Origin of the sequence: Delftia sp. GW456-R20 (assembly GCF_001622915.1) — a bacterium.
Taxonomy (GTDB): domain Bacteria; phylum Pseudomonadota; class Gammaproteobacteria; order Burkholderiales; family Burkholderiaceae_C; genus Comamonas; species Comamonas acidovorans.
The window spans coordinates 15,663-39,150 of record NZ_LWCN01000001.1; the positions used below are offsets into that span (position 1 = coordinate 15,663).

At 66.6% G+C, this 23,488-nt stretch carries 18 protein-coding genes; 8 read left to right on the plus strand and 10 right to left on the minus strand.

Going from position 1 to position 23,488, the window contains the following annotated elements:
- Positions 1 to 139 precede the first annotated feature (139 nt).
- Complete coding sequence (gene rho / locus A4F85_RS00085) at positions 140 to 1,402, plus strand: transcription termination factor Rho (RefSeq protein ID WP_012206705.1); 1,263 nt, start codon at positions 140 to 142, stop codon at positions 1,400 to 1,402.
- A 73-nt stretch (positions 1,403 to 1,475) separates the two neighbouring features.
- On the opposite strand, the gene A4F85_RS00090 is transcribed toward rho, so the two are convergent.
- Entirely contained in the window at positions 1,476 to 2,885 is a 1,410-nt protein-coding gene (locus tag A4F85_RS00090; protein WP_063325281.1) for a CoA transferase, read from the minus strand.
- Positions 2,886 to 2,986: 101 nt separating this feature from the next.
- Between A4F85_RS00090 and A4F85_RS00095 the strand changes: the two genes are divergently transcribed.
- The 4 genes from A4F85_RS00095 to A4F85_RS00110 all read left to right on the plus strand — a co-directional run bounded on the left by A4F85_RS00095 (position 2,987) and on the right by A4F85_RS00110 (position 7,799).
- Complete coding sequence (locus A4F85_RS00095) at positions 2,987 to 4,180, plus strand: citrate synthase family protein (protein WP_063325282.1); 1,194 nt, start codon at positions 2,987 to 2,989, stop codon at positions 4,178 to 4,180.
- Between the two features lie 114 nt (positions 4,181 to 4,294).
- A complete protein-coding gene (locus tag A4F85_RS00100; protein WP_013801474.1) occupies positions 4,295 to 4,540 on the plus strand; it encodes a type B 50S ribosomal protein L31 in 246 nt (81 codons plus the stop codon).
- Positions 4,541 to 4,695: 155 nt separating this feature from the next.
- A complete protein-coding gene (locus A4F85_RS00105; RefSeq protein WP_063325283.1) occupies positions 4,696 to 6,435 on the plus strand; it encodes a hypothetical protein in 1,740 nt (579 codons plus the stop codon).
- Entirely contained in the window at positions 6,432 to 7,799 is a 1,368-nt protein-coding gene (locus A4F85_RS00110) for an MATE family efflux transporter (RefSeq protein WP_063325284.1), read from the plus strand. Before A4F85_RS00105 ends, A4F85_RS00110 begins: the two co-directional genes overlap by 4 nt.
- A gap of 30 nt (positions 7,800 to 7,829) precedes the next feature.
- Here A4F85_RS00110 and phoR read toward each other — a convergent pair whose 3' ends face one another.
- From phoR to pstS, 7 genes are all read right to left on the minus strand, one after another.
- Positions 7,830 to 9,224, minus strand: coding sequence for a phosphate regulon sensor histidine kinase PhoR (phoR, locus tag A4F85_RS00115; protein ID WP_063325285.1), 1,395 nt, complete (start codon positions 9,222 to 9,224; stop codon positions 7,830 to 7,832).
- Between the two features lie 118 nt (positions 9,225 to 9,342).
- Positions 9,343 to 10,038, minus strand: a complete 696-nt coding sequence (gene phoB / locus A4F85_RS00120) for a phosphate regulon transcriptional regulator PhoB (protein ID WP_012206712.1) — start codon at positions 10,036 to 10,038, stop codon at positions 9,343 to 9,345.
- A gap of 20 nt (positions 10,039 to 10,058) precedes the next feature.
- The gene (phoU, locus tag A4F85_RS00125) at positions 10,059 to 10,760 is read right to left on the minus strand and encodes a phosphate signaling complex protein PhoU (RefSeq protein WP_012206713.1); all 702 of its coding nucleotides are present in this window, start codon (positions 10,758 to 10,760) and stop codon (positions 10,059 to 10,061) included.
- Between the two features lie 13 nt (positions 10,761 to 10,773).
- A complete protein-coding gene (gene pstB / locus A4F85_RS00130; protein ID WP_012206714.1) occupies positions 10,774 to 11,556 on the minus strand; it encodes a phosphate ABC transporter ATP-binding protein PstB in 783 nt (260 codons plus the stop codon).
- Between the two features lie 38 nt (positions 11,557 to 11,594).
- Positions 11,595 to 12,458: a phosphate ABC transporter permease PstA gene (pstA, locus tag A4F85_RS00135; RefSeq protein WP_034398840.1), complete on the minus strand. Its 864-nt coding sequence runs from the start codon at positions 12,456 to 12,458 to the stop codon at positions 11,595 to 11,597.
- Positions 12,459 to 12,475: 17 nt separating this feature from the next.
- Complete coding sequence (pstC, locus tag A4F85_RS00140; protein WP_012206716.1) at positions 12,476 to 13,414, minus strand: phosphate ABC transporter permease subunit PstC; 939 nt, start codon at positions 13,412 to 13,414, stop codon at positions 12,476 to 12,478.
- A 171-nt stretch (positions 13,415 to 13,585) separates the two neighbouring features.
- The gene (gene pstS / locus A4F85_RS00145; protein WP_012206717.1) at positions 13,586 to 14,626 is read right to left on the minus strand and encodes a phosphate ABC transporter substrate-binding protein PstS; all 1,041 of its coding nucleotides are present in this window, start codon (positions 14,624 to 14,626) and stop codon (positions 13,586 to 13,588) included.
- A 245-nt stretch (positions 14,627 to 14,871) separates the two neighbouring features.
- On the opposite strand from pstS, the gene A4F85_RS00150 reads away from it, so the two are divergent.
- Complete coding sequence (locus A4F85_RS00150) at positions 14,872 to 16,356, plus strand: Ppx/GppA phosphatase family protein (protein WP_013801470.1); 1,485 nt, start codon at positions 14,872 to 14,874, stop codon at positions 16,354 to 16,356.
- A 60-nt stretch (positions 16,357 to 16,416) separates the two neighbouring features.
- Here A4F85_RS00150 and ppk1 read toward each other — a convergent pair whose 3' ends face one another.
- Positions 16,417 to 18,870, minus strand: coding sequence for a polyphosphate kinase 1 (gene ppk1 / locus A4F85_RS00155; RefSeq protein WP_063325377.1), 2,454 nt, complete (start codon positions 18,868 to 18,870; stop codon positions 16,417 to 16,419).
- A 212-nt stretch (positions 18,871 to 19,082) separates the two neighbouring features.
- Between ppk1 and A4F85_RS00160 the strand changes: the two genes are divergently transcribed.
- Both A4F85_RS00160 and A4F85_RS00165 read left to right on the plus strand, forming a co-directional pair.
- Complete coding sequence (locus tag A4F85_RS00160) at positions 19,083 to 20,063, plus strand: Ppx/GppA family phosphatase (RefSeq protein ID WP_063325286.1); 981 nt, start codon at positions 19,083 to 19,085, stop codon at positions 20,061 to 20,063.
- A gap of 119 nt (positions 20,064 to 20,182) precedes the next feature.
- Positions 20,183 to 22,036 carry an EAL domain-containing protein gene (locus tag A4F85_RS00165; protein ID WP_013801467.1) on the plus strand — a complete coding sequence of 618 codons (1,854 nt, stop codon included), beginning with the start codon at positions 20,183 to 20,185 and terminating at the stop codon, positions 22,034 to 22,036.
- Positions 22,037 to 22,144: 108 nt separating this feature from the next.
- Here the strand turns inward: A4F85_RS00165 and glmM are convergent, their stop codons facing one another.
- Complete coding sequence (gene glmM, locus A4F85_RS00170; RefSeq protein WP_063325287.1) at positions 22,145 to 23,488, minus strand: phosphoglucosamine mutase; 1,344 nt, start codon at positions 23,486 to 23,488, stop codon at positions 22,145 to 22,147.

A 23,488-nucleotide genomic window follows, 5' to 3' on the forward strand; every position in this document is an offset into this window, starting at 1 on the left:
GTCATAATGCCCTTCATCACCGGCCTTATGCATTGAAGGCCGCGCTGAGACCCTCAGGCAAGCCAGCCCACTTCCACAGTGTTTCGCTTGGCTCAACGCCTTCCCCTGGTTTCTTTCCACTCCGTTCTGGAGTCACTCCATGCACCTTAATGAACTCAAGGCACTGCACGTGTCTGAAGTCCTGAAGCAGGCCGAAGCGCTTGAGATCGAAAACGTCGGTCGCATGCGCAAGCAAGAGTTGATGTTCGCCATCATCAAAAAGCGAGCCAAGGCAGGCGAACAAGTGTTCGCCGACGGCGTGCTGGAAATCCTGCCGGACGGTTTCGGCTTTCTGCGCAGCCCCGACACCAGCTATACGGCCAGCACCGACGACATCTACATCTCGCCCAGCCAGGTCCGCCGCTTCAACCTGCACACCGGCGACATGATCGAAGGTGAAGTGCGCACGCCCAAGGATGGCGAGCGCTACTTCGCACTGACCAAGCTCGACTCCGTCAACGGCGGCTCGCCCGAGCAGAACAAGCACAAGGTGCTGTTCGAGAATCTGACCCCCCTGTTCCCCACCCAGCAGCTGCGCCTGGAGCGCGAGATCAAGGGTGAGGAGAACATCACCGGCCGCATCATCGACATCATCGCCCCCATCGGCCGCGGCCAGCGCGCGCTGATCGTCGCACCGCCCAAGAGCGGCAAGACCATGATGATGCAGAGCATCGCCCATTCCATCACGGCCAACCATCCCGACGTGCACCTGATGGTGCTGCTGGTCGATGAGCGCCCCGAAGAAGTGACCGAGATGCAGCGCTCGGTCAAGGGCGAAATCATCGCCTCCACCTTCGACGAGCCCGCCACGCGCCACGTGCACGTGGCCGAGATGGTGATCGAGCGCGCCAAGCGCCTGGTCGAGCTCAAGAAGGACGTGGTCATCCTGCTGGACTCCATCACCCGCCTGGCCCGCGCCTACAACAACGTCGTGCCCTCGTCGGGCAAGGTGCTGTCGGGCGGCGTGGACTCCAACGCCCTGCAGCGCCCCAAGCGCTTCTTCGGCGCGGCACGCAATGTGGAAGAAGGCGGCTCGCTGACCATCATCGCCACGGCCCTGGTCGATACCGGCAGCCGCATGGACGAAGTGATCTTCGAAGAGTTCAAGGGCACGGGCAACAGCGAACTGGCCCTGAACCGCCGTCTCTACGAAAAGCGCGTGTTCCCCGCCATCGAACTCAACAAGAGCGGCACACGCCGCGAAGAACTGCTGCTGGCTCCCGAGATCCTGCAAAAGACCCGCATCCTGCGCCAGTTCATGTACAACATGGACGAGATCGAGGCCATGGAGCTGATGATCAAGAACATGCGGGCCACGAAGACCAACGTGGACTTCTTCGACATGATGCGCCGCGGCGGCTGATCTCAGAGATCCAGCCCACGGCACCCAACGACGCCTCGCTCACGCGGGGCGTTTTGCATTCCAGCCGCCCGTCTTACCACGCTGCGACAGACGTGCCCAGCGCACAGGCCGCGCGCTCCCAGTGCATGGGCGCACCCGCCACCTCCACCGGCGCCCGCAGGCGCCGCGCCGCGCCCCAGGAGGTCGCCTCGATCGCCGCGCTGAAATCCTCGGCACCGTTCACCGGCGCCAGCGGGCAGGCATCCGGGTCGCCCACGCCATGCCCCGCCAGAAGATGGGCCGTGCGCACCAACGAGGCGCGCACCGTGCTGCCGCCATGCCCCTGCATGCGCCGCACCAGCGCCATCACCACGGCGGCAGCCATCAGATAGCCGGTGGCGTGGTCCAGCGCCTGCAGCGGCAGCGGCGTGGGTCGGTCACGGCCCAGCCGGTGCATGCCTGCATCGGCAATGCCGGCGCTCATCTGCACCAGGCTGTCGAAGCCGCGCCGCTGCTGCCAGGGCCCGCTCCATCCATAGGCGTTGAGCGACACATCGATGAGTGAGGGATTCAGCCGACGGCGCCACGCGGCCCCGAATCCCAGCCCCTCCAGCGCACCGTCCCGGTAACCATGGACCAGCACGTCGGCGCCGGCCAGAAGTTGTTCGAACACGGCACGATCCTGGGGCGCCCGCAGGTCCAGCCGGGCACAGCGCTTGCCCAGCGTGACTTCAGGCACCGTACCCGGCTCCTCCCAACCGGGCGGATCGATGCGCAGCACCTCGGCACCATGGCCCGCCAGCCAGCGCGTGGCGGCGGGACCGGCCAGGATGCGCGTCAGATCCAGCACGCGCAGCCCCTGCAGCGGCCGCTGCGCCGATGGCTGCCACGCATCAGCACTGAAACTGAAGGCCCGGCCCGGCTGCGGATGCACCTGCCACGCCAGCAACGGCTCCTGCTGCACGGCCTGCCCCTGCGGATGCGCAGCCCAGGCAGCCAGCCCGCGCATGGCGGCGGCACAGCCACCCTGCGCGACAACGGCCGACTCCAACTCATGCGCCGCCCAGCGCCTGACCGCCGTCGCCACAGCCTCCCGGTCGGCCGGTGCGTCGAGCACGGCCAGTGCTGCTGCGCGGTGGTGGGGCGCATTGGTATGCAGGCGGATCCAGCCATCGGCCGTGCGGTAGTCGCCGGCCACGGCGTCCCACAGCGCGGGCATCTCCCAGCCCAGCGGATGCAGGCTGCTGCCAAACCACAGGGACGCGAGTCTGCGATCCACCACCACCTGCGGCGCGGCAGCGCCGCATTGGGCCACCAGCTCGGAGATGGCAAGGCCTGCCACACCCAGGCTGGCTGCCGCCAGATCGGAGACCGGAAACACCGAGGCCAAGGCACCTTGCCCGCGCATCTCCAGACGGTGCAGCGCGTCCTGGGCACCTTCCAGTGCCGCCCAGATCTGGGCGGCGCAGTGATCAAAAGCGGAAGAGGTCGGAAGACTGGACATGGAGCACTCCTGGCAACGGAAACAAGGGTTGGAACCCGCACCATAGATTTCCAGAAAATATTGTCAATATTGATTAAATAAATCAACATATCATCACATCCATGCCCGACTACCTGAACTCGACCGAAGCCACCGCACTGCTGGGCGTGAGCCGCGCCACGCTGTATGCCTATGTCAGCCGGGGTCTGCTTCATGCCCATGCGGCAGACACGCCGCGCGAAAGCCGCTACCTGCGCGAAGAGGTCGAGCAGCTCGCGCGCCAGCGCGGCCAGGGCCGCAAACCCCGCGAAGTCGCCCAGGCCGCGCTCAACTGGGGCCTGCCGGTGCTGGAGTCATCGATCACGCTGATAGAACAGGGCCGCCTCTACTACCGTGGCGAGGACGCCGTGGACTGGGCGCGCTCGCACACGTTGGAAGAAACCGCCGCCCTGCTCTGGCAATACCCGGCCGGTGCCGCCTTCGCCGCACACGCCGTGGAGGCCGCCCCTGTGTTGCCCGACCTGCAGCAGCGCATGGCCGGCCAGCCTTGCGAAAACACGCTGCTGCCGCTGTTCACCGTCGCCAGCGATGACGCGGCCACTGCCGCATGGCAGCAATCGCCAGAACGGCTGGCTGCAGGCTGCGGAGCGCTCCTGCGCCTGCTGGCAGCCTGCCTGCTGGGCAAGGCGCCGGACAAGACCCCCATCCACCTGCAATGCGCCCAGGCCTGGGCGCTGGACGCACAAGGCGCCGACCTGGTGCGCATGGCCCTGGTGCTGTGCGCCGACCATGAACTCAACGCCTCCGGCTTCACGGCGCGCTGCGTGGCATCCACGGGCGCCAGCCTGCGGGCGGCCGTGGTGGGAGGCCTTGCCGCCCTGACGGGCGGGCGCCACGGCGGCACGACCGCGCGCGTCGAGGCGCTCCGGGACGAGCTGGGCGAGGCGCAGGCCCCGGCACGCCTGCGCCAGCGCCTGGCGCGCGGCGAGACCCTGCCCGGCTTCGGCCACCACCTCTACCCCGAAGGCGATGTGCGCGCCGCCCTGCTGCTGGAAATGCTGCCCAGGCAGGGACCGGCGGCGGCCCTGGCGGCCGAAGTGATGGCACTCACTGGCCTGGCCCCTTCGGTCGATTTCGCATTGGTGGCCCTGCGACGGCACCTGCAGCTGCCGCCGGGCAGCGCCTTCGGGCTGTTCGCGCTGGGCCGCTGCGCAGGCTGGCTGGCACAGGCGCTGGAGCAGCGCGCCACACGGCAGATCATTCGGCCACGCGCGGCGTACACGGGCCCCAGGCCCGCCGGCTTGGCACGCAACTGAGCACTATGCGATAATGCAGGGCTTTTTCTTGCGGAAAGTACGCTTGATTTGAACCGCTACAAAGGTTGCAGCGGGTCAGGCACGGCTACCGCACTTGCATCAGAAGGAAAGATCATGAAAGAAGGCATCCACCCCAACTACCGCGAAGTTCTGTTCGTGGACCTGTCCAACGGCTTCAAGTTCGTGACCCGCTCGTGCGTGAACACGAAGGAAACCGACACCTTCGAAGGCAAGGACTACCCCCTGTTCAAGCTGGACACCTCGTCCGAGTCGCACCCGTTCTACACCGGCACGCAAAAGTCGGTGGACAACATGGGCGGCCGTGTGGAGCGCTTCCGCAACCGTTTCGGCAAGAAGTAAATCCTGCTTCTCCGGCCAGAAGGGCAGCACGGGCAACCGCGCTGCCCTTTTGTTTTTCGCAGTCCGGCCAATCCCTGCCGGCCAGGCATGTTCCACGCTTTTCGAGGCCCTTGCTTCGCGTATTCTTGCGCCCTCCGTTGCAGAAAGTCCTGTGAGTGAACCAGCCCACCCCTGCCATCGTTGCCCAAAGCGCCGTGCGCCGCCTGCCCCGCTGGTCGCTGCTGCTGCTGTGCCTGGCCTATGTCGTGCCCGGATATGTGGGGCGCAGCCCCTGGCGCATGGCCGACATGGAGGCCTTCGGCTACATGCGGGAGCTGGCCCTGGGCCATACCTCGTGGCTGGCACCGCGCATGGCGGGCCTGCTGCCCGAATCCGAGGGCCTGCTGTCGTACTGGCTTGGCGCGCTGGCCATGCAGGGAGCGCCTTCCTGGCTGCATCTGGAGATGGCGGCACGCCTGCCCTTCATCGCCATGCTGGTGCTCACGCTGACGGCCACCTGGTGGGGCGTGTACTACCTGGCGCGCACGCCGGGCGCGCGCCCCGTGGCCTTTGCCTTTGGCGGCGAGGCACAGCCCACCGACTATGCGCGCGCCATGGCCGATGGCGGCCTGCTGGCCCTGGTGGCCTGCCTGGGCCTGGCCCAGCTTTCCCATGAAACCACCAGCTACATGACCCAGCTCGGCTGCGCGGCCCTGCTGTTCTTTGCCGCCGCAGCCATGCCCTACCACGGCCGCACCGCCATGCTGGCGCTGCTGCTGGGCCTGCCGGGCCTGGCGCTGAGCGGCGCGCCGACCGTGGCCACGCTGTTCGGCCTGGGCGGTGCGACCATGGCGTTCTTCTCGCGCACCTGGGGTGACGAGCCCTCGCCCGCGCCGCGCGAGGCACGCATCTGGACCGCGCTGTGGCTGGGCGTCACACTGCTGGCGGCTGCACTGTCCTGGTGGCTGGACCAATGGGCCTGGCGCCTGGTGGACAGCGGCACCGCCAAGGAATGGCAAAGCCTGGTCAGGCTGCTGCTGTGGTTCAGCTGGCCGGCCTGGCCGCTGGCCATGTGGACCCTGTGGGTCTGGCGCCGCCAGATCGCCGCGCCTCGCCGCTATCCCCATCTGGCGCTGCCGCTGTGGTTCGCCGTCATTCCGGTGATCGCTTCGCTGAGCACGCTGCCTGCGGACCGCGCCCTGCTGCTGGGCCTGCCCGCCATCGCCACGCTGGCAGCCTTTGCCCTGCCGACGCTGCGCCGCAGCATCAGCGCCTTGATCGACTGGTTCACCTTGCTGTTCTTCAGCGCCGCCGCCATTGCCATCTGGGTGATCTGGCTCTCGCTGCAGACGGGCATTCCCGCCAAGCCGGCCGCCAATGTGGCCAGGCTGGCTCCGCAGTTCACGCCGGAATTCTCGGTGTTCTCCTTCGCCGTGGCGGTTGCCGCCACCTTGGCCTGGTGCGTGCTCGTCGCCTGGCGCACATCGCGCAACCGCGCCGCCATCTGGAAGAGCCTGGTGCTGCCGGCCAGCGGTGCCACGCTGGGCTGGCTGCTGCTGATGACGCTGTGGCTGCCGCTGCTGGACCACGCGCGCAGCTTCGAGCCGCAGATGCGCCAGGTGCTGGCCGAACTGCCCAAGGACGGCAGCTGCGTGCAAACCTATGGCCTGCCCCGCGCGCACATTGCGGCGCTGCGCTACTACGGCGACATCGACACCCAACGCCTGAGCATGGCCGGCGCCGCCCGCTGCGACTGGATGGTGGCCGAGGAAGAAACCTGGCGGGACCCGCACAGCGCGCGCCTGCAGGGCACCTGGGAAACCGTGGCCCGCGTGGTGCGCCCCACCGATCGCAAGGACTTCCTGCTGGTCTTGAAGCGCAGGCCCGAGGCGAGCCGCGCCCAGGCCAGGCCATGAGCCAGCCCGCGCGCGCGCCACTGGGCACCGAACGGCGCACCATCGCCCAGCACGCGCTGACCGTGCTGGCCGGGCAGTTGGCGGTGATGGCCTTCGGCGTGACCGACACCATCGTGGCGGGCCGCTACGCCGAAGAGGCGCTGGCAGCGCTGTCCGTGGGCTCGGCCATCTTCGTGAGTGTCTATGTCTCGCTGATGGGCATCTTCCAGGCCCTGCTGCCGCTGTGGGCCGAGCATCGCGGCGCCGGACAGCCCGAGGCCATAGGCCGCACGCTGCGCCAGGCCATGTACATGCTGCTGGCCGCCTGCGCCCTGGGCATGGGCGTGCTGCTGTTTCCCGATGCGCTGCTGCGCTGGGCCGATGTGCCGCCACCGCTGCAGGTGGAGGTGAGGGCCTATCTTTCGGTGCTGGCCTGGAGCCTTCCGGCCGCGCTGCTGTTTCGCATCTACAGCACACTGAACCAGGCGCTGGGCCATCCCCTGCTGGTGACCTGGCTGCAGCTGCTGTCGCTGCTGCTGAAAATCCCCCTGTCGATCTGGCTGGCCTTTGGCGGCGCCGGCCTGCCTGCGCTGGGCGCCGAGGGCTGTGCCTGGGCCACGCTGGTGGTGAACTACGCCATGGTCGCCCTCGCATTCGTGCTGATGCGCAGCCAGAGCCTGTATGCGCCCCTGGCGCTGTGGCAGCGCATGGAGCCCCCGAACTGGCCGCAACTGGCGCAGTTCGCTCGACTGGGCGTTCCTGCAGGGCTGGCAATTTTGGTGGAGGTGACCTCGTTCACGCTGATGGCCTTGTTCGTGGCGCGCCAGGGCACGCTGTCCTCGGCCAGCCACCAGATTGCTGCCAATCTTGCGGCGCTGTGCTACATGGTGCCCCTGTCGCTGGCGATTGCCACCAGCGCGCGGATCAGCTACTGGCGCGGCGCGGGGGACGAGGCCATGGCGCGCCGCCTTGTCACCATGGGCTGGCGGCTTGCGGCAACGGGTGGACTGGTGCTGGCCTCGGCACTGTTCCTGTCCCGCGAGGGCCTGGCCCGCATCTACAGCAGCAACCCCGAGGTGGTGGCCACTACCGCCAGCCTGCTGGCCTGGGTGGCTGCCTACCATGTGGCCGACGCCGTGCAGACCTTCTGCCTCTTCGTGCTGCGCTGCTACCGCATCACCGTGGCGCCGCTGGTCATCTACTGCCTGCTGCTGTGGGGCGGCGGACTGGCCGGCGGATACTGGCTGGCCTACGGCACGGACAGCGCCCTGCCCGCCTGGCTGCACCATGGCACGCCCGCCCCGTTCTGGGCCAGCAGTGCCTGTGCGCTGCTGGTGACGGCCCTGGTGTTCAGCGCCATCGTGCGCAAAGCCACAAGCCGCTGAACGGCAACGGCCGTTCACACGGGGCCACGCCTATGCGGCGCGGCTTTCGCGGGCCTCGCCGACTTCGCGTGCGCCTGGGGCCGCGATGCGGACACGGCTGGCCGGAAAGGTCACGGAAAACTCCGACCCCTGGCCCGGCGCGCTGGTGATGCCCAGCTTGGCGCCATGGCGCTGCAGCACGTGCTTGACGATGGCCAGGCCCAGGCCCGTGCCGCCGGTGTCGCGCGAACGGCTGCGGTCCACACGGTAAAAGCGTTCTGTCAGACGCGCCAGGTGCTTGGGTTCGATGCCTGGCCCGGAGTCCTGCACGGCAAAGCGTGCCGATCCATCAGGCAGGCTCTCCCAGGTCACCTCGATGCGCCCGCCTGCCGGCGTGTAGCGCATGGCGTTGGCCAGCAGGTTGGAGAAAGCGCTTTGCAACTCGGCGCTGGCGCCGGCCACCTCACCGGCCTGCGCCAGCATCTCGGCCGACGGAAAGCTCAGCGCATGCGGCAGGGATTGCTTGCGCGTGAGCATGGAAGACAGGCCGCGCGCCTCGTTCTCGCAGCGCTGCATCAGCTGGGCCACGGGTACCCATTCGTTGCTGCTGGGCAAGGGGCTGCCCTCCAGGCGCGACAGCGCCAGCAGGTCTTCCACCAGATGCTGCATGCGCTCGGCCTGCTGGGCCATCAGTCCCAGGTAGCGGTTGCGCTCCTCGGGCTCCAGCGGCAGGTTCTGCAGCGTCTCCACAAAGCCCACGAGCACGGTCAGCGGCGTGCGGATTTCATGCGAGACATTGGCCACGAAGTCGCGGCGCATGGCCTCTGCCTGCTCCACCGCGGTGACATCGCGCGCCAGCAGCAGCTTGCGCCCTTCGCCATAGCCATACAGCTGCACCGACAGCTTGACGGGCCGCGAGGCCGTGCTTTCGCGGCCCTGCATGACCAGGTCGCGTGAGAAATCCTGGGTGGCGAAATAGGCGCTGAACTCGGGGTCGCGCACCAGGTTGCCAATGCTTTGCAGCAGGTCGCGTTCGGCATCGAAGCCGAACTGCCGCGCCGCGATCTGGTTGCACCATTCGATGCGCCCATCGGCGTCCAGCAGGACCACGCCATTGGGGCTGGCCTGCAGGGCGGAAAGAATGTCGTTGAGGCGCTGATCGCCCTGCTGCACCTGCTGCACGCTCTGGCGCAGCCACCGGCGCATGCGCACGCTGGCTTCCCCCCAGATGCCGCTGAGCTCGGGCGCCTCCCGCAGCTCCGACTGGCGCAGCCAGGACAGCAGGCGCATGGCGTTCCAGCTGTCCACCAGCCACCAGATCCAGCCCGCGCACAGCGCCCCCGTCAGGGCCGCCACGGCCTGGGCGGCCATGCCGGGGCTGGAGGCGGACATGACGCCCCAGAGCCACCAGCCCAGCAATGCGCCCGCGATCTGGGACGCCAACAAGCGAAAACCTCGCCAACCCATACTTGCGCCTTCTTTGCGTTGTATTCGCTGCCCGGGGCAGCGGCGCCCTGGCATGACCCGTGAAGGCCATGCGTGGATTCATGCGGAAAAAACGGCCTCAGGCCAGCGCCTGCGCGCTGAGCCGGTAGCCGGCGCCGCGTACCGTTTCAATCAATGCCCCGGCCATGCCCAGCGCCTCGCGCAGCCGCTTGACGTGCACGTCCACCGTGCGCTCCTCGATGAAGACGTGATCGCCCCAGACCTTGTCCAGCAACTGGGCACGGCTGTGCACGCGCTCGGGGTGCTTCATCAGGTAGTGCAGCAGCTTGAACTCGGTGGGGCCCACCTTGATCATGTCGCCCTGCCAGCTCACGCGGTGCGCGGCGGCATCGAGCACCAGCTCGCCGATATTGACCTTGTCCTGAATCTGCTCGGGCGCACGGCGCCGCAGCACGGCACGGATGCGCGCGAGCAGCTCCTGGGTCGAGAAGGGCTTGGTGATGTAGTCATCGGCGCCCGCATCGAGCCCCGCCACCTTGTCAGGTTCATCGCCGCGCGCCGTGAGCATCAGAATGGGCACGGCCTTGGTGCGGCTGTCCGCGCGCCATTTGCGCGCCAGGGACAGGCCGCTGGCGCCGGGCAGCATCCAGTCAAGCAGGATCACGTCGGGCAGCACGGCATCCAGCTCGCGCTGAGCCGTCACGCCATCCTCGGCCCAGACCGGCTGGAAGCCGTTGTGCCGCAGGTTGACAGCGATCAGCTCCGCGATGGCGGGCTCGTCCTCGACGATGAGGACCATGGGCATCTTCTTCATCCGTTGTTCGCCTCCGGCACTTACAGCACTGCCGACTCAATGGCATCCATGGTCTGGTGACGGACATCCTTGCCCTCCACCAGATAGATGATCAGCTCGGCCACATTCTTGGAATGGTCGCCGATGCGCTCGATGGCCTTGGCCAGGAACAACAGGTCCAGGCTGGCCGAGATGGTGCGCGGGTCTTCCATCATGTAGGTGATGAGCTTGCGCACGAAGCCGTCGAACTCCTGGTCGATCAGATCATCTTCCTTGAGGATGGCCACGGCCGCCTTGGTGTCCAGGCGCGCAAAGGCATCCAGCGTCTTGCGCAGCAGGCCCGAGGCCATCTCGGCCGCCGTGCGCAGGTCGCCCGTGGGCAGGGAGCGCGCAGCACCGCTTTCGATGATGGACTTGACCATGCGCGCCATCTTGTGCGCTTCATCACCCATGCGCTCCAGATTGGCCGTGGCCTTGGAGAAGGCGATCAGCAGGCGCAGGTCGCGCGCCGTGGGCTGGCGCCGGGCGATGATGGACGAGAGCTCGTGGTCGATCTCCACTTCCATGGCGTTGACGCGCTTTTCCGCGGCATCGACCTGCTCCACGGCCTCGATGCTGAAGCGCGACAGCGCATAGACCGCCTGGCGGATCTGGGACTCGACCAGGCCGCCGAGCTCCATGACGCGCGCAGAGACGCGGTTGAGTTCGCTGTCGAACTGGCTGGAAAGGTGTTTTTCGTTCATCGATTGCTCCTGCTCAGCCGAAGCGGCCTGTGATGTAGTCTTCCGTTTCCTTGCGCTGGGGCTTGAAGAACATCTGCTCGGTGTCTCCGAACTCCACCAGATCGCCCAGGTACATGTAGGCCGTGTAGTCGCTGCAGCGCGCTGCCTGCTGCATGTTGTGCGTCACGATGACGACGGTGTAGTCGTTCTTCAGCTCGGCAATCAGCTCCTCGATCTTGGCCGTGGAGATCGGGTCCAGGGCCGAGCAGGGCTCGTCGAGCAGCAGCACTTCGGGCTTGATGGCAATGCCGCGCGCGATGCACAGGCGCTGCTGCTGGCCGCCGGACAGTCCCGAGCCGCTTTGCTGCAGCTTGTCCTTGACCTCGCCCCACAGGGCCGCCTTGCGCAGTGCCCATTCCACACGGTCGTCCATATCGGAGGAGCTGAGGTTTTCAAACAGCTTCACGCCGAAGGCGATGTTGTCGTAGATGGACATGGGAAACGGCGTGGGCTTCTGGAAGACCATGCCCACCTTGGCGCGGATCAGCGCCACGTCCTGCTTGCTGGTCAGCAGGTTCTCGCCGTCCAGCATGATCTGGCCTTCGGCGCGCTGCTCGGGGTACAGCTCGAACATGCGGTTGAAGGTGCGCAGCAGCGTGGACTTGCCGCAGCCCGACGGGCCGATGAAGGCCGTGACCTTCTTTTCGGGGATGTCCAGGTTGATGCCCTTGAGGGCGTGGAACTTGCCGTAGTAGAAGTTCAGGTCGCGAACCGTCAGCTTGGAGGAGTTCAGCGCGGTGGAAGAGGTCGCAGTCATTGCGTGATCCTTGTCCTTGTTGATTGCTTATTGCTGCATTACTTCTGGCGGGTCAGGAACCGCGCCAGGATATTGAGACCGAGCACCGCCACGGTGATCAGGAACACGCCGGCCCAGGCCAGTTGCTGCCAATTCTCGTAAGGGCTCATCGCGAACTTGAAGATCGTCACCGGCAGGCTGGCCATGGGCTTGGACAGGTCGGCATTCCAGAACTGGTTGTTCAGCGCCGTGAACAGCAGCGGAGCGGTTTCCCCGGCAATGCGGGCCACGGCCAGCAGCACGCCGGTGATCACGCCGGCACGCGCTGCACGCAGCGTCACCATGATGATGACCTTCCACTTGGGCGTGCCCAGTGCATAGGCCGCTTCGCGCAGACTGGCAGGCACCAGCACCAGCATGTTCTCGGTGGTGCGGATGACCACGGGAATCACGATCAGCGCCAGCGCCACCACGCCCGCGTAGCCGGAAAAGCTCTTGAAGCGCGCCACGACCACGGTGTAGACGAACAGGCCGATCACGATGGAAGGCGCCGACAGCAGGATGTCGTTGACGAAGCGCGTGGTATTGGCCAGCCAGCCGCGCGCATCGTATTCGGCCAGGTAGACACCGGCCATCACGCCGATGGGCGTGCCGACGAAGGTGGCCAGGGCCACCATGATCAGCGAGCCGAAGATGGCGTTGGCAATGCCGCCCGCCTCATTGGGCGGAGGCGTCATTTCGCTGAACAGCGCCAGGCTCAGGCCGCCGATACCCAGCGTGATGGTTTCCCACAGGATCCAGACCAGCCAGAACACGCCGAAGGCCATGGCAGCCAGCGACAGGGTCAGCGCCACCTGGTTCACGCGCTTGCGCTTGGCGTACTTGGCCTGGCGCACACGCGTCAGTTCGGCGGCATTGATCATCTTGGTGGAGGTGCTGCTCACGAGCGGGCTCCTTCATTCTTCTGCAGACGGTTGAGCAGCACCTTGGAGCAGGCCAGCACCACGAAGGTGATGAAGAACAGCACCAGGCCCAGATAGATCAGCGAAGCCTGGTGCAGGCCTTCGCCCGCTTCGGCAAACTCGTTGGCCAGCGCCGAGGTGATGCTGTTGGCAGCCTCGAAGACCGACAGCGAGTTGAGCTGGTTCATGTTGCCGATCACGAAGGTGACGGCCATGGTCTCGCCCAGCGCACGGCCCAGACCCAGCATCACGCCACCGAGCACGCCGGTCTTGGTGTAGGGCAGCACGACCTTCCAGACCACTTCCCAGGTCGTGGAGCCCAGGCCGTAGGCCGACTCCTTGAGCAGGGCCGGCGTGACTTCGAACACATCGCGCATCACCGAGGCGATGAAGGGGATGATCATGATGGCCAGTATGATGCCGGCCGACAGGATGCCGATGCCCACGGGCGGGCCGGACACGAAGGCTTCCAGATAAGGAACGCCCTGAAACAGCTTTTGCAGCGGCTGCTGCACATAGGTGGAGAGCACGGGACCGAAGACCATCAGGCCCCACATGCCGTAGACGATGGAGGGCACGGCGGCCAGCAGCTCGACGGCGGTGCCCAGCGGGCGCTTGAGCCAGGCGGGCGACAGCTCGGTGAGGAACAGGGCGATGCCAAAGCTCACGGGCACCGCAATCAGCAACGCGATGGCCGAAGTGGCCAGCGTGCCGTAAATCATGACCAGGCCGCCATATTCGTTGCGAACGGGGTCCCAGACGCTGCGGCCCAGAAAGCTCAGGCCGTATTCATAGATGGCGGGCCAGGCGCCGACCAGCAGCGAAGCCAGGATGGCCAGCAGCAGGCCCAGCGTCAGCAGCGCGGCCAGACGCGCGAGAGCGCCAAACAAGCGATCCGCCACGCGCCCCGACAGCATCGGGGGGCGTAGCGGAGAAGGTGTGCGTCGCTGGGAAGCCTGTGCAGAGGCGGCCAGCGAGTTCGAGGGCGACGTTGTGGACACGTGAGGCGCCTTTATTCGCGGTTTGTGGGGAGATCAGGGAGGCCATGATGCACCTGCCGGCGGTGCGCCACGGCCCCTTTTCAGGGTTTACTTCAGGGAAATCGCGGTGCCCGAGGCGTCCTTGACTTGACCCCAGGATTGGAAGATCACGTTCTTGACGGCGTCAGGCATGGGCACGTAGTCCAGGTCGGTGGCGGTCTTGTCGCCGGACTTGTAGGCCCACTCGAAGAACTTCAGCGAGGCAGCGGCCTGTGCGGGCTTGTCCTGGGCCTTGTGCATGATGATGAACGTGGCCGAGGTGATGGGCCATGCATCCTTGCCGGGCTGGTTGGTCAGGATCTGGTAGAAGCTCTTGGCCCAGTCGGCACCGGCGGCAGCGGCCTTGAAGGTGGCATCGTCGGGCGACACGAAGGCGCCGCCAGCGGTCTGCAGCTGCGTGTAGGTCAGCTTGTTTTGCTTGACATAGGCGTACTCGACGTAGCCGATGGAGTTGGGCAGGCGGCCCACGAAAGCGGCCACGCCTTCATTGCCCTTGCCGCCGGCACCCGTGGGCCAGTTCACGGCCTTGCCTTCGCCAACCTTTTCCTTCCACTCGGCATTGACCTTGGACAGGTAGTTCGTGAAGCCGAAGGTGGTGCCCGAGCCGTCAGCACGGCGCACGGGAGCGATGGTGGCGTCAGGCAGGGTCACGCCGGGGTTCAGGGCCTTGATGGCCTCGTCGTTCCACTTGGTGATCTTGCCCAGGTAGATGTCGCCCAGCACCTGGCCGGTCAGCTTGAGCTGGCCGGGCTGGATGCCCTTGATGTTGACCACGGGCACGATGCCGCCGATCACGGTGGGGAATTGCACCAGGCCCTTCTTGGCCAGTTCGTCGTCCTTGAGCGGCTCGTCCGAAGCACCGAAGTCCACGGTCTTGGCTTCGATCTGCTTGATGCCGGCGCTGGAGCCCACGGACTGGTAGTTGATCTTCACGCCGGTGGCCTTGTGGTAATCGGCGGCCCACTTCGAGTACAGCGGCGCAGGGAAGCTGGCGCCGGCGCCGGTGGCTTCCTGCTGGGCCAGGGCCTGGCCCATACCGCCCGCAGACAGAGCACCAGCCACCAGAATGTGAATCACAGACAACTTCATGTACAGACCTCTTAGGGGTTGAAAGATGCGATGGCTGGACTGTAAGAAGGCTTTGTGACATTGATATGACACGGAGAAAAGGCGTCACAAATGCTGGGCCATAGTCTGTAAGACCCGGGTCATCGCGGTGTCACAATTCCGTCTTAGTCTTGTGCCTCGCACGAGCTGGCACCAGACAAGCGCAGCCCTGCCACCCGGCACCGCTGCGCACTCCTGCTCGACGAATCTTGATTGGCGTTTCTTTCATGGCACCAGAATCCCTGCTCGCCGCCGTTGACCTCGGATCCAACAGCTTTCGCCTAGAAATAGGCCGCGTCGGCAGCCACCAGCGCATAGAGCGCGTGGAATATCTCAAGGAGACCGTGCGCCAGGGCAATGGGCTCAACGAGCACCATGAGCTGACCGACGAGGCCATGCAACGCGGCTGGGACTGCCTGGCACGCTTTGGCGAGCGCCTGGCCGGCTTTCCTGCCGACCAGGTCCGCGCCGTGGCCACACAAACCCTGCGGGAGGCCCGCAACCGCGATGTCTTCATCGCACGCGGCAGCGCCCTGCTGGGCTTTCCCATCGAGGTCATCTCGGGCGAGGAAGAGGCCCGGCTGATCTATCGCGGCGTCTCCAGCCTGTTGCCGCCCTCGCAGCAGCGGCGCCTGGTGGTGGACATTGGCGGCCGCTCGACCGAAGTCATCATCGGCCAGCATGGCGAGGCGCGTCAGGTGGCCTCCTACCCCATAGGCAGCGTCGCCTGGAGCACGCAATTCTTTGGCGAAGGCACGCTGTCGCGCGCACATTTCTCGGCCGCCATCAAGGCCGCGCAGGCGGCCCTCACCCAGACCGTCTCGGCCTACCCGGCCACTGCATGGGACTGCGCCTATGCCTCGTCAGGCACGGCCAACGCCGTGGGCGACATCCTGGCTGCCAACGGATATTCCGGCGGGCTGATCACGCCCGACAGCCTGCGCTGGCTGCATGAGCAGCTGATGGAGGCCGGCCATGTGGACCGCATCCGGCTGGCCGGACTCAAGGAAGACCGCCGCGCCGTCATCGCCGGAGGCCTGAGCATCCTGATTGCGGCCCTGGGCCTGCTGGGCATCAATGAACTGGAAGTCGCCCAGGGCGCGCTGCGCCAGGGCGTTTTGCACGACCTGCTGGAGCACGAGCCCCCCGCCGACCGCGAGGCAGCCGAAATTGCCGCGCTGCAGCAGGACTTCGGCATTGACGCCCCGCATGCGCTGCGCGTGCGCAAGGTGGCACGCTGGGCCTGGCAATCGCTGCACGCGCAACAACCGCCCGATGCCCTGTCCACGCATGCACTGGACACGGCCGCCAGCCTGCACGAGATCGGCATGCGCATCTCCCTGAGCGCCTACCACCGGCACGGCGCCTACATCACCGAGCACTGCGGTGCCGCAACATGGCCTGTGGAGCTGCGCGCGCGCATCACCCAGCTCGTGCTCGGCCACCAGGGCAAGCTGCGCAAGCTGGAAGCCGCCATCGAGGACCAGGCAGTGGCCTGGCCCTTGCTCGCACTGCGGCTGGCCGTGCAGCTGTGCCATGCCCGGCGTGACCCCGATCTGCAGGGCATTCGCCTGCATCGCTCGGACAGCGTCTTTCACCTGACCGTGCCGGAAGGCTGGGCCAAAAGCTATCCCCAGTCCGCCCAGCTGCTGCGCACCGAGGCCGTGGCCTGGCAGAAGACGCCCTGGACCTTGCAGCTGCATCTGCACTGAGCACGGCCACCCGCTTCGGCTTGCGCCGGGACAGCGCGGGGGGCCCGGCCGTGACGCAGCTCAGACCTGGGGCCCGTAGCGCTCCATCAAGGCGCGCTGCGCACCCAGGCCCGTGGTCGGATAGGGTGCACGCTGGTAGGCACCATTGGCCTCCAGGGTCCAGGCATCGCGGTTGTCATACAGGCCAGCGACCAGGCATTCGTCTATCACCTGCTGGCGCAGCACGGGGTCGCGCACGGGCCAGGCCAGTTCCACCCGGCGCATCATGTTGCGGTTCATCCAGTCGGCGCTGGACAGCAGCAGCTCCTGCTGCTTGCCCCAGGCAAAGTAGAAGACGCGCGAGTGCTCCAGGAAACGGCCGATGATGGAGCGCACGCGGATGTTGTCGGTCCAGCCCTTGCGCTGCGGCGGCAGCATGCAGGCACTGCGCACGATGAGATCGATGCGCGCGCCCTGCTGGCCGGCACGCACCAGGGCCTGCATGAGCAGCTCGTCGGTCAGCGCATTCATCTTGAGCACGATGCGCGCCTCTTCGCCGCGCTGCGCCGCCTCGCCCACCTGGTTGATCAGCGCCAGCATGCGGTCGTGCAGCTGGAACGGCGCAATCACCAGCTGGTGCAGCTTGGGCAGGCGGTTGTGGCTGGACAGGTGGCTGAACACGGCATCCATGTCGGACGTGATCTGCGCATCGCAGGTCAGCTGGCTGATGTCCGTGTACAGGCGCGCCGTGCGCACGTTGTAATTGCCGGTGGACAGGTGTCCATAGCGCTTGAGCTGCCCGCTGCGCTTTTCGCGGCGCGTGATCAGCAGCATCTTGGCGTGCGTCTTCAGGCCCAGCACGCCGTAGACCACCTGGGCGCCCAGGGCCTCCAGCTTCTCGGCGGAGTTGATGTTGGCCTCTTCGTCAAAGCGGGCCTTGAGCTCCAGCACGGCCAGCACCTCCTTGCCACGGCGCACGGCCTCGGCCAGCAACTGCATGATTTCGGAGTCGGAGCCGGTGCGGTAGATGGTCTGCTTGATGGCCAGCACCTCGGGGTCGTTGACGGCCTCGCGCAGCAGCTCCAGCACGCCGTCGAAGCTCTCGAAAGGCTGGTGGATCAGCACGTCACGCTTGCGGATCTGGGCCATCACCGAGCGGCCCGGCTGCAGCTGGCGCGGCCATGCCGGACGCCACGGCGGGAACAGCAGCGCGGGGTCATCGACCAGATCCACCAACTGCGACTGGCGCACCAGGTTCACGGGCCCCTTGACGCGGAACAGTGCCTCGGTCGGCAGGCCGAACTGGCCCAGCAGCAGGTCGGACAACATGGGCGAGCAGGCAAAGGACACCTCCAGCCGCACGGCCTGGCCGTAGTGGCGGTGGTGCAGACCCTGGCGCAGCGCCATGCGCAGGTCGCTGACATCGTCCTCATCCACCGCCAGGTCCGAATGGCGCGTGACACGGAATTGCGCGAACTCCGCCACCTCACGCCCCGGGAACAGCTCGACCAGATGGGCGCGCACGATGCTGGAGATGCTCACGAACAGGCGCTGCTTGCCCGCGATCTTCTCCGGCAGGCGCACCAGGCGAGGCAAGGCGCGCGGGACCTTGACGATGGCCACCTCGTTGGCGCGGCCAAAGGCATCGACACCCTTGAGGCGCACGATGAAGTTCAGCGCCTTGTTGGCCACCTGGGGAAATGGATGGGATGGGTCCAGGCCCACCGGCATGAGCAGGGGCTGGACTTCGCGCAGAAAGTATTCGCGCACCCATTTGCGCTGGGCGCTGCTGCGCTCGCCATGGGAGACCACGCGTATGCCCTGCCCCGCAAAGGCAGGAATCAGCGATTGGTTGTACAGCGTGTACTGGCGCAATACCAGCTCATGCGCCTTGTCCATCAGCGAGCGAAAGCTCTGCAGCGTATACAGGCCCTTGGCGTCGCCGGCCTTGGCCGCCGTCACATGGGGGGCGCAGCGCACCTCGAACCATTCGTCGAGATTGGAAGAGACGATGCACAGGTAGCGCAGCCGCTCCAGCAGCGGCACATCCTCGCGCACAGCCCAGTCCAGCACGCGTTCGTTGAACGCCAGGATGCAATGGTCGCGGTCCAGAAACTGTTGTTGCTGCTGCTGTTGCTCTTGCACTTCACCGCTTTCGGCTGTGGCGTACAGGCCAGTGTATGCCGCGGCGGCCAGCCCCGCAGCAGAGACCGGGGCAGACGCTGGCATCGCCTGGCCCTGCAATTCCAGCAGGGCGGTGGAAAGGCTTTTGGCCAGGGGCATCATCGGGACATTCAAGGGTGCAGAGACGGGTATGGGCGCTGTCTCGCGGGCCATGCCCAGCGAGGCCGGCCCTGCGGGCATGGTGCGCAGCCCCTGTTCATGTTCTGGTTCGGCAGGCGCGGCAGAGGCGCTGGCGGGAATCGGCGTGAATGTCTGGGGCATGGATGCAGGGGCCCGGCCTGTGCAGGACCCGGTAGTCACCCCGTGGGCCGGGGATTCGGGCAGTCTGCCCCGGGTTTGTGACATGTTCATGACATAGATCCCATCCACGCATGACACCTGTCATACAAGCGACTTCCGGCAATGAAGGGCTGCGCTGGCGCTGTCATGCAAAGGTCATGACGAGGTCACGCAGCCACGAGGGCCGCGCTGTATCGCCAGGGTGCTAAGCTCACTGCCATCCCCCTGGATGGCGTTGGCTGCTGCAAACCTGCCGCAGCCGTGTCGTCGTCCGCCTGTCGCGCATGCCCTCTTCCAATCCCCCCGAAAGCCGCCTGGCCGCCATCGACATTGGCTCCAACAGCTGCCTGCTGGCCATGGCCCGCAGCGACGGCGCAAAGGTACAGCTGTTCAGCCACCGCAAGGAAGCCATACGCCTGGGCAGCGCCCTGGACGCACAGGGAGCCCTGAGCCTGGAGGCCATGCAGCGTGGCTGGGCCTGCCTGGAGCGCTATGCGCAGGTGCTGGGCGACCTGCCCCGCCACCGCGTTCGCGCCGTGGCCACGCAGACGCTGAGAGAGGCATCGAACCGCCAGGTCTTCCTGGACGAGGGCCAGCGCATCCTGGGGTGCGCCATCGAAGTCATCGACGGCGAGGAAGAAGCGCGCCTGATCTATCGCGGCGTCGCCCAGTTGCTCCCACCCGGTCCCCAGCGGCGGCTGGTGGTGGACATCGGTGGCCGATCGACCGAGCTGTGCCTTGGCCAGCAGCGGCAGGTGCTGCAGGCACGCTCCTTCGCCTTTGGCAGCGTGACCTGGGCATTGCGCCACTTTCCCGATGGAGAGCTGTCGGCCCAGGCACTGTCCCAGGCCGAAGCGGCGGTGGCCGACATCATTGCGCCCGAAGCCGCGCGGTTTGCCGCCGGGCAGTGGAGCCATGCCTATGGGTCCTCCGGCACGGCCGGTGCCATCGTCAAGGTGCTGGCCCATGCACCCGATGGCACGGCCGGCTGGATCACGCGGCAGGGACTGGACTGGCTGCAGGCGCAGTTGCTGCGTGCAGGGCATGTCAGCCGCGTGAACATGGACGGGCTCAAGGAAGAACTGCGCCCCATGATCGGCGGCGGCATGAGCGTGATGCGGGCGATCTTCTCCAGCCTGGGCATCGAGCGCATGCGCGTGACGCATGGCGCCCTGCGGCATGGCGTGCTGTATGAGCTGGCCGATCGGCTGGATGCCGAAGCCTCCGGAAAACACAGGCGCAGGCAAGTTGCACCCGGCAAGTGACGGCCCATGACGGCCCAGGCCCTGCTTGCGTCAGGGAAGGCCGATAGAGTGTTTTTCGCACAAGTGCTACACTTTGTAAGCTTCCCACCCTCCCTTCATTACCGCCCCACCGCTTCGCCATGTCCGCGCCGACGATTGCGTACGACCCTGTACTCGAACGTCCGTCTTCGATGATGGCGGCGTCCTTGCAACGCAGCCTGCGCGAGCAGCAGGCCCTGCTCGACAATGCCGGCGTCGGCATCGTCTTCATTCGCCAACGCGTCATCGTCCGCTGCAACCAGTGCTACGCAGACATCTTCGGCTACGCGGGCGAGCATGCGCTGGTGGGCATCAACAGCGAACACCTGCATCCCAGCCGCGATGAGCTGCGCAGCCTGGGACGCGAGGCCTACCGCACGCTGAGCGCCGGCCTGTCCTTTCGCACGCAGCGCCGCCTGCGCCGCAAGGACGGCAGCCTGTTCTGGGGCGAGCTCACGGGGCGGCTCATCAATCCGGGCGATGCGCGCGAGGGATCGATCTGGATCGTGAGCGATATCGACGACCGCCTGCGTGCCCAGCAGGCCCTGAGCCAGGCCCACGAACTGCTGGAGCAGCAGGTGCGCGACCGCACACGCGAACTCAGCGCCACGGTGGAGAACCTGCACCGGGAGATTGCCGACCGCAAGCTGGACCAGGAACGCATCTACTGGATGGCGCACTACGACGCGCTCACCGGCCTGCCCAACCGCACGCTGCTGGCCGAGCGCAGTGCCCGCGCCATCGAGCTGGCCAAGGCCAACGACACGCCGCTGGCCGTGATGTTCCTGGACCTGGACCACTTCAAGCATGTCAATGATTCGCTGGGCCATCGCGTGGGCGATGCCCTGCTGGTGGAGATTGCCCGACGCCTGCGTGCCGTCGTGCGCGACCGCGATACGGTGGCCCGCATCGGCGGCGACGAATTCGTGCTGCTGCTGCCCGGCGCCAATGCCCAGGGCGCGGCCCGCGTGGCCGGCAAGCTGCAGGAGGCGTCGCGCCAGGCCTACCAGATCGACCGCCATGAGCTGACCATTGCGCCGTCCATGGGCATTGCGCTGTACCCGCGCGACGGCCACGACATCGACTCGCTGACCCAGGCCGCCGACGCGGCCATGTACCACGCCAAGCAGGCCGGCCGCAACACCTACCGCTTCTTCACTCCGCAGATGCAGGCCCAGTCCCTGCGCGCCCTGCAGCTGGAGAATGCGCTGCGCCGGGCGCTGGAGCGCAATCAGCTGTATCTGCACTATCAGCCGCAGATCACGCTGAGCACGGGCCGCGTGCGCAGCGTGGAGGCGCTGCTGCGCTGGGAGCACCCGGAACTGGGCTCGGTCTCACCGGCCGAGTTCATTCCCGTGGCCGAGGACAGCGGCCAGATCCTGCAGATCGGCGAATGGGTGCTGCGCAGCGCCATGCAGCAGTTGCAGGTCTGGCGCAATGCGGGCCTGCGCGACCTGAAGGTGGCCGTGAATCTTTCGGCCATCCAGTTCCATCAGCAGCAACTGCCCGAGATCATCAACCGCATCCTGCTCGACAGCGACCTGCCGGCCGATTCTCTGGAGCTGGAGCTGACCGAGGGCGTGGCCATCCATGATCCGCGCCAGGCGACAGCCACCATGGACCGGCTGCGCGAGCACGGCGTGCGCCTGGCCATGGATGACTTCGGCACCGGCTATTCATCCCTGAGCCAGCTCAAGCGCTTTCAGATCTACAAGCTCAAGATCGACCAGTCCTTCATCCAGGATCTGGACCACGACAGCAACGATCGCGCCATTGTCAGCGCCATCATCCGCATGGCCCAGGCCCTGGGCATGCAGACCACGGCCGAGGGCGTGGAGACCGAGGCACAGCTGGAGTTCCTGCGCGAGCAAGGCTGCGATGAGGCCCAGGGCTACCATTTCAGCCGCCCGCTGGCACCAGAGGCGCTGGAGTCCTTCTTGCGCAGCCAGGGCTGACCGAGCTGCATCACCGCGCGCATCGCATCACCTCGCGCACCGGAATCCAGACGAAAAAAAGCCGGGGCATGAAGCCTCGGCCTTCCATGCACAGGAGCGTGCAACCGCTCAGGCAACCGGCGAATTCTTGGCCACGCTGGCCAGGCGCTCGGCACAGCGGCTGGCCTGGTCGCCATCGCGCGCCTCCACCATCACGCGCAGCAAAGGCTCGGTGCCGCTGGCGCGGATGAGCACCCGCCCCGTATCGCCCAGCTCGGCCTTGACGGCCTCGGTGGCCTCTTCCAATTGGGTGTTGCGCTTCCAGTCCTGGCCCGGCTGCAGCCGCACGTTGAGCAGCACCTGGGGAAACAGCTGCACGGACGACAGCCACTGCGACAGGCTCTTGCCCGAGCGCACGCAGGCCTGCAGCACCTGCAGTGCGCTGACCAGGCCGTCGCCCGTGGTGTGCTTGTCCAGCGCCAGCAAATGGCCCGAGCCCTCACCGCCCAGGGTCCAGCCCTGGCGGTGCAGCTCTTCCAGCACATAGCGGTCGCCGACCTTGGCACGCACAAAGCCCACGCCCTGGGACTTCAGCGCCACCTCCACGGCCATATTGGTCATCAGCGTGCCCACGGCGCCCGGCACGGCCTCGCCGCGCGCCAGCCGGTCGGCTGCCAGCAGATACAGCAGTTCGTCGCCGTTGTAGAGCCGCCCTGCCGCATCGACCAGCAGCAGCCGGTCGGCATCGCCATCCAGCGCCACGCCGAAATCGGCCTTGTTGGCGCGCACGGCCAGCACCAGAGCCTCAGGGTGCGTGGCACCCACGTCTTCGTTGATGTTCAGTCCATCGGGCGCACAGCCTATGGCCACCACATCGGCCCCCAGTTCATGGAAGACCTTGGGTGCGATCTGATAGGCCGCGCCATGGGCCGCATCGACAACGATCTTCACGCCCTTGAGCGTGAGTGCATGGTCAAAGGTGCTCTTGCAGAACTCGATATAGCGCCCTGCCGCGTCTTCAAGGCGCCGGGCCTTTCCCAGAGCGGCAGAGTCGGCCCACACGGGATCTTCGGTCAAGGCCTGCTCGACCTCTTCCTCCCAGGCATCGGGCAGCTTGGTGCCCTGTGCGCTGAAGAACTTGATGCCGTTGTCGTAGTAAGGGTTGTGGCTGGCGCTGATGACCACGCCCAGGCTGGCGCGCTGGGCACGCGTCAGGTAGGCCACGCCCGGGGTGGGCAGGGGACCGAGCAGCATCACGTCCACGCCGGCCGAGTTGAAGCCGGACTCCAGGGCACTCTCCAGCATGTAGCCCGAGATCCGGGTGTCCTTGCCGATCAGCACCATCGGGCGGGCTTCCTTGCGCCGCAGCACACGGCCCACGGCGTGCGCCAGGCGCAACGCGAAGTCGGGGGTGATGGGCGAGCGGCCCACCAGGCCGCGAATTCCATCGGTACCAAAATATGTGCGTGCCAT

Coding starts and splice junctions, on each gene's coding strand:
- rho (WP_012206705.1), top strand. CDS start 140: ATGCACCTTAATGAACTCAAGGCACTGCACGTGTCTGAAGTCCTGAAG.
- A4F85_RS00090 (WP_063325281.1), bottom strand. CDS start 2,885: ATGTCCAGTCTTCCGACCTCTTCCGCTTTTGATCACTGCGCCGCCCAG.
- A4F85_RS00095 (WP_063325282.1), top strand. CDS start 2,987: ATGCCCGACTACCTGAACTCGACCGAAGCCACCGCACTGCTGGGCGTG.
- A4F85_RS00100 (WP_013801474.1), top strand. CDS start 4,295: ATGAAAGAAGGCATCCACCCCAACTACCGCGAAGTTCTGTTCGTGGAC.
- A4F85_RS00110 (WP_063325284.1), top strand. CDS start 6,432: ATGAGCCAGCCCGCGCGCGCGCCACTGGGCACCGAACGGCGCACCATC.
- phoB (WP_012206712.1), bottom strand. CDS start 10,038: ATGAAGAAGATGCCCATGGTCCTCATCGTCGAGGACGAGCCCGCCATC.
- phoU (WP_012206713.1), bottom strand. CDS start 10,760: ATGAACGAAAAACACCTTTCCAGCCAGTTCGACAGCGAACTCAACCGC.
- pstB (WP_012206714.1), bottom strand. CDS start 11,556: ATGACTGCGACCTCTTCCACCGCGCTGAACTCCTCCAAGCTGACGGTT.
- pstA (WP_034398840.1), bottom strand. CDS start 12,458: ATGATCAATGCCGCCGAACTGACGCGTGTGCGCCAGGCCAAGTACGCC.
- pstC (WP_012206716.1), bottom strand. CDS start 13,414: ATGCTGTCGGGGCGCGTGGCGGATCGCTTGTTTGGCGCTCTCGCGCGT.
- pstS (WP_012206717.1), bottom strand. CDS start 14,626: ATGAAGTTGTCTGTGATTCACATTCTGGTGGCTGGTGCTCTGTCTGCG.
- A4F85_RS00150 (WP_013801470.1), top strand. CDS start 14,872: ATGGCACCAGAATCCCTGCTCGCCGCCGTTGACCTCGGATCCAACAGC.
- ppk1 (WP_063325377.1), bottom strand. CDS start 18,870: ATGAACATGTCACAAACCCGGGGCAGACTGCCCGAATCCCCGGCCCAC.
- A4F85_RS00160 (WP_063325286.1), top strand. CDS start 19,083: ATGCCCTCTTCCAATCCCCCCGAAAGCCGCCTGGCCGCCATCGACATT.
- A4F85_RS00165 (WP_013801467.1), top strand. CDS start 20,183: ATGTCCGCGCCGACGATTGCGTACGACCCTGTACTCGAACGTCCGTCT.
- glmM (WP_063325287.1), bottom strand. CDS start 23,488: ATGGCACGCACATATTTTGGTACCGATGGAATTCGCGGCCTGGTGGGC.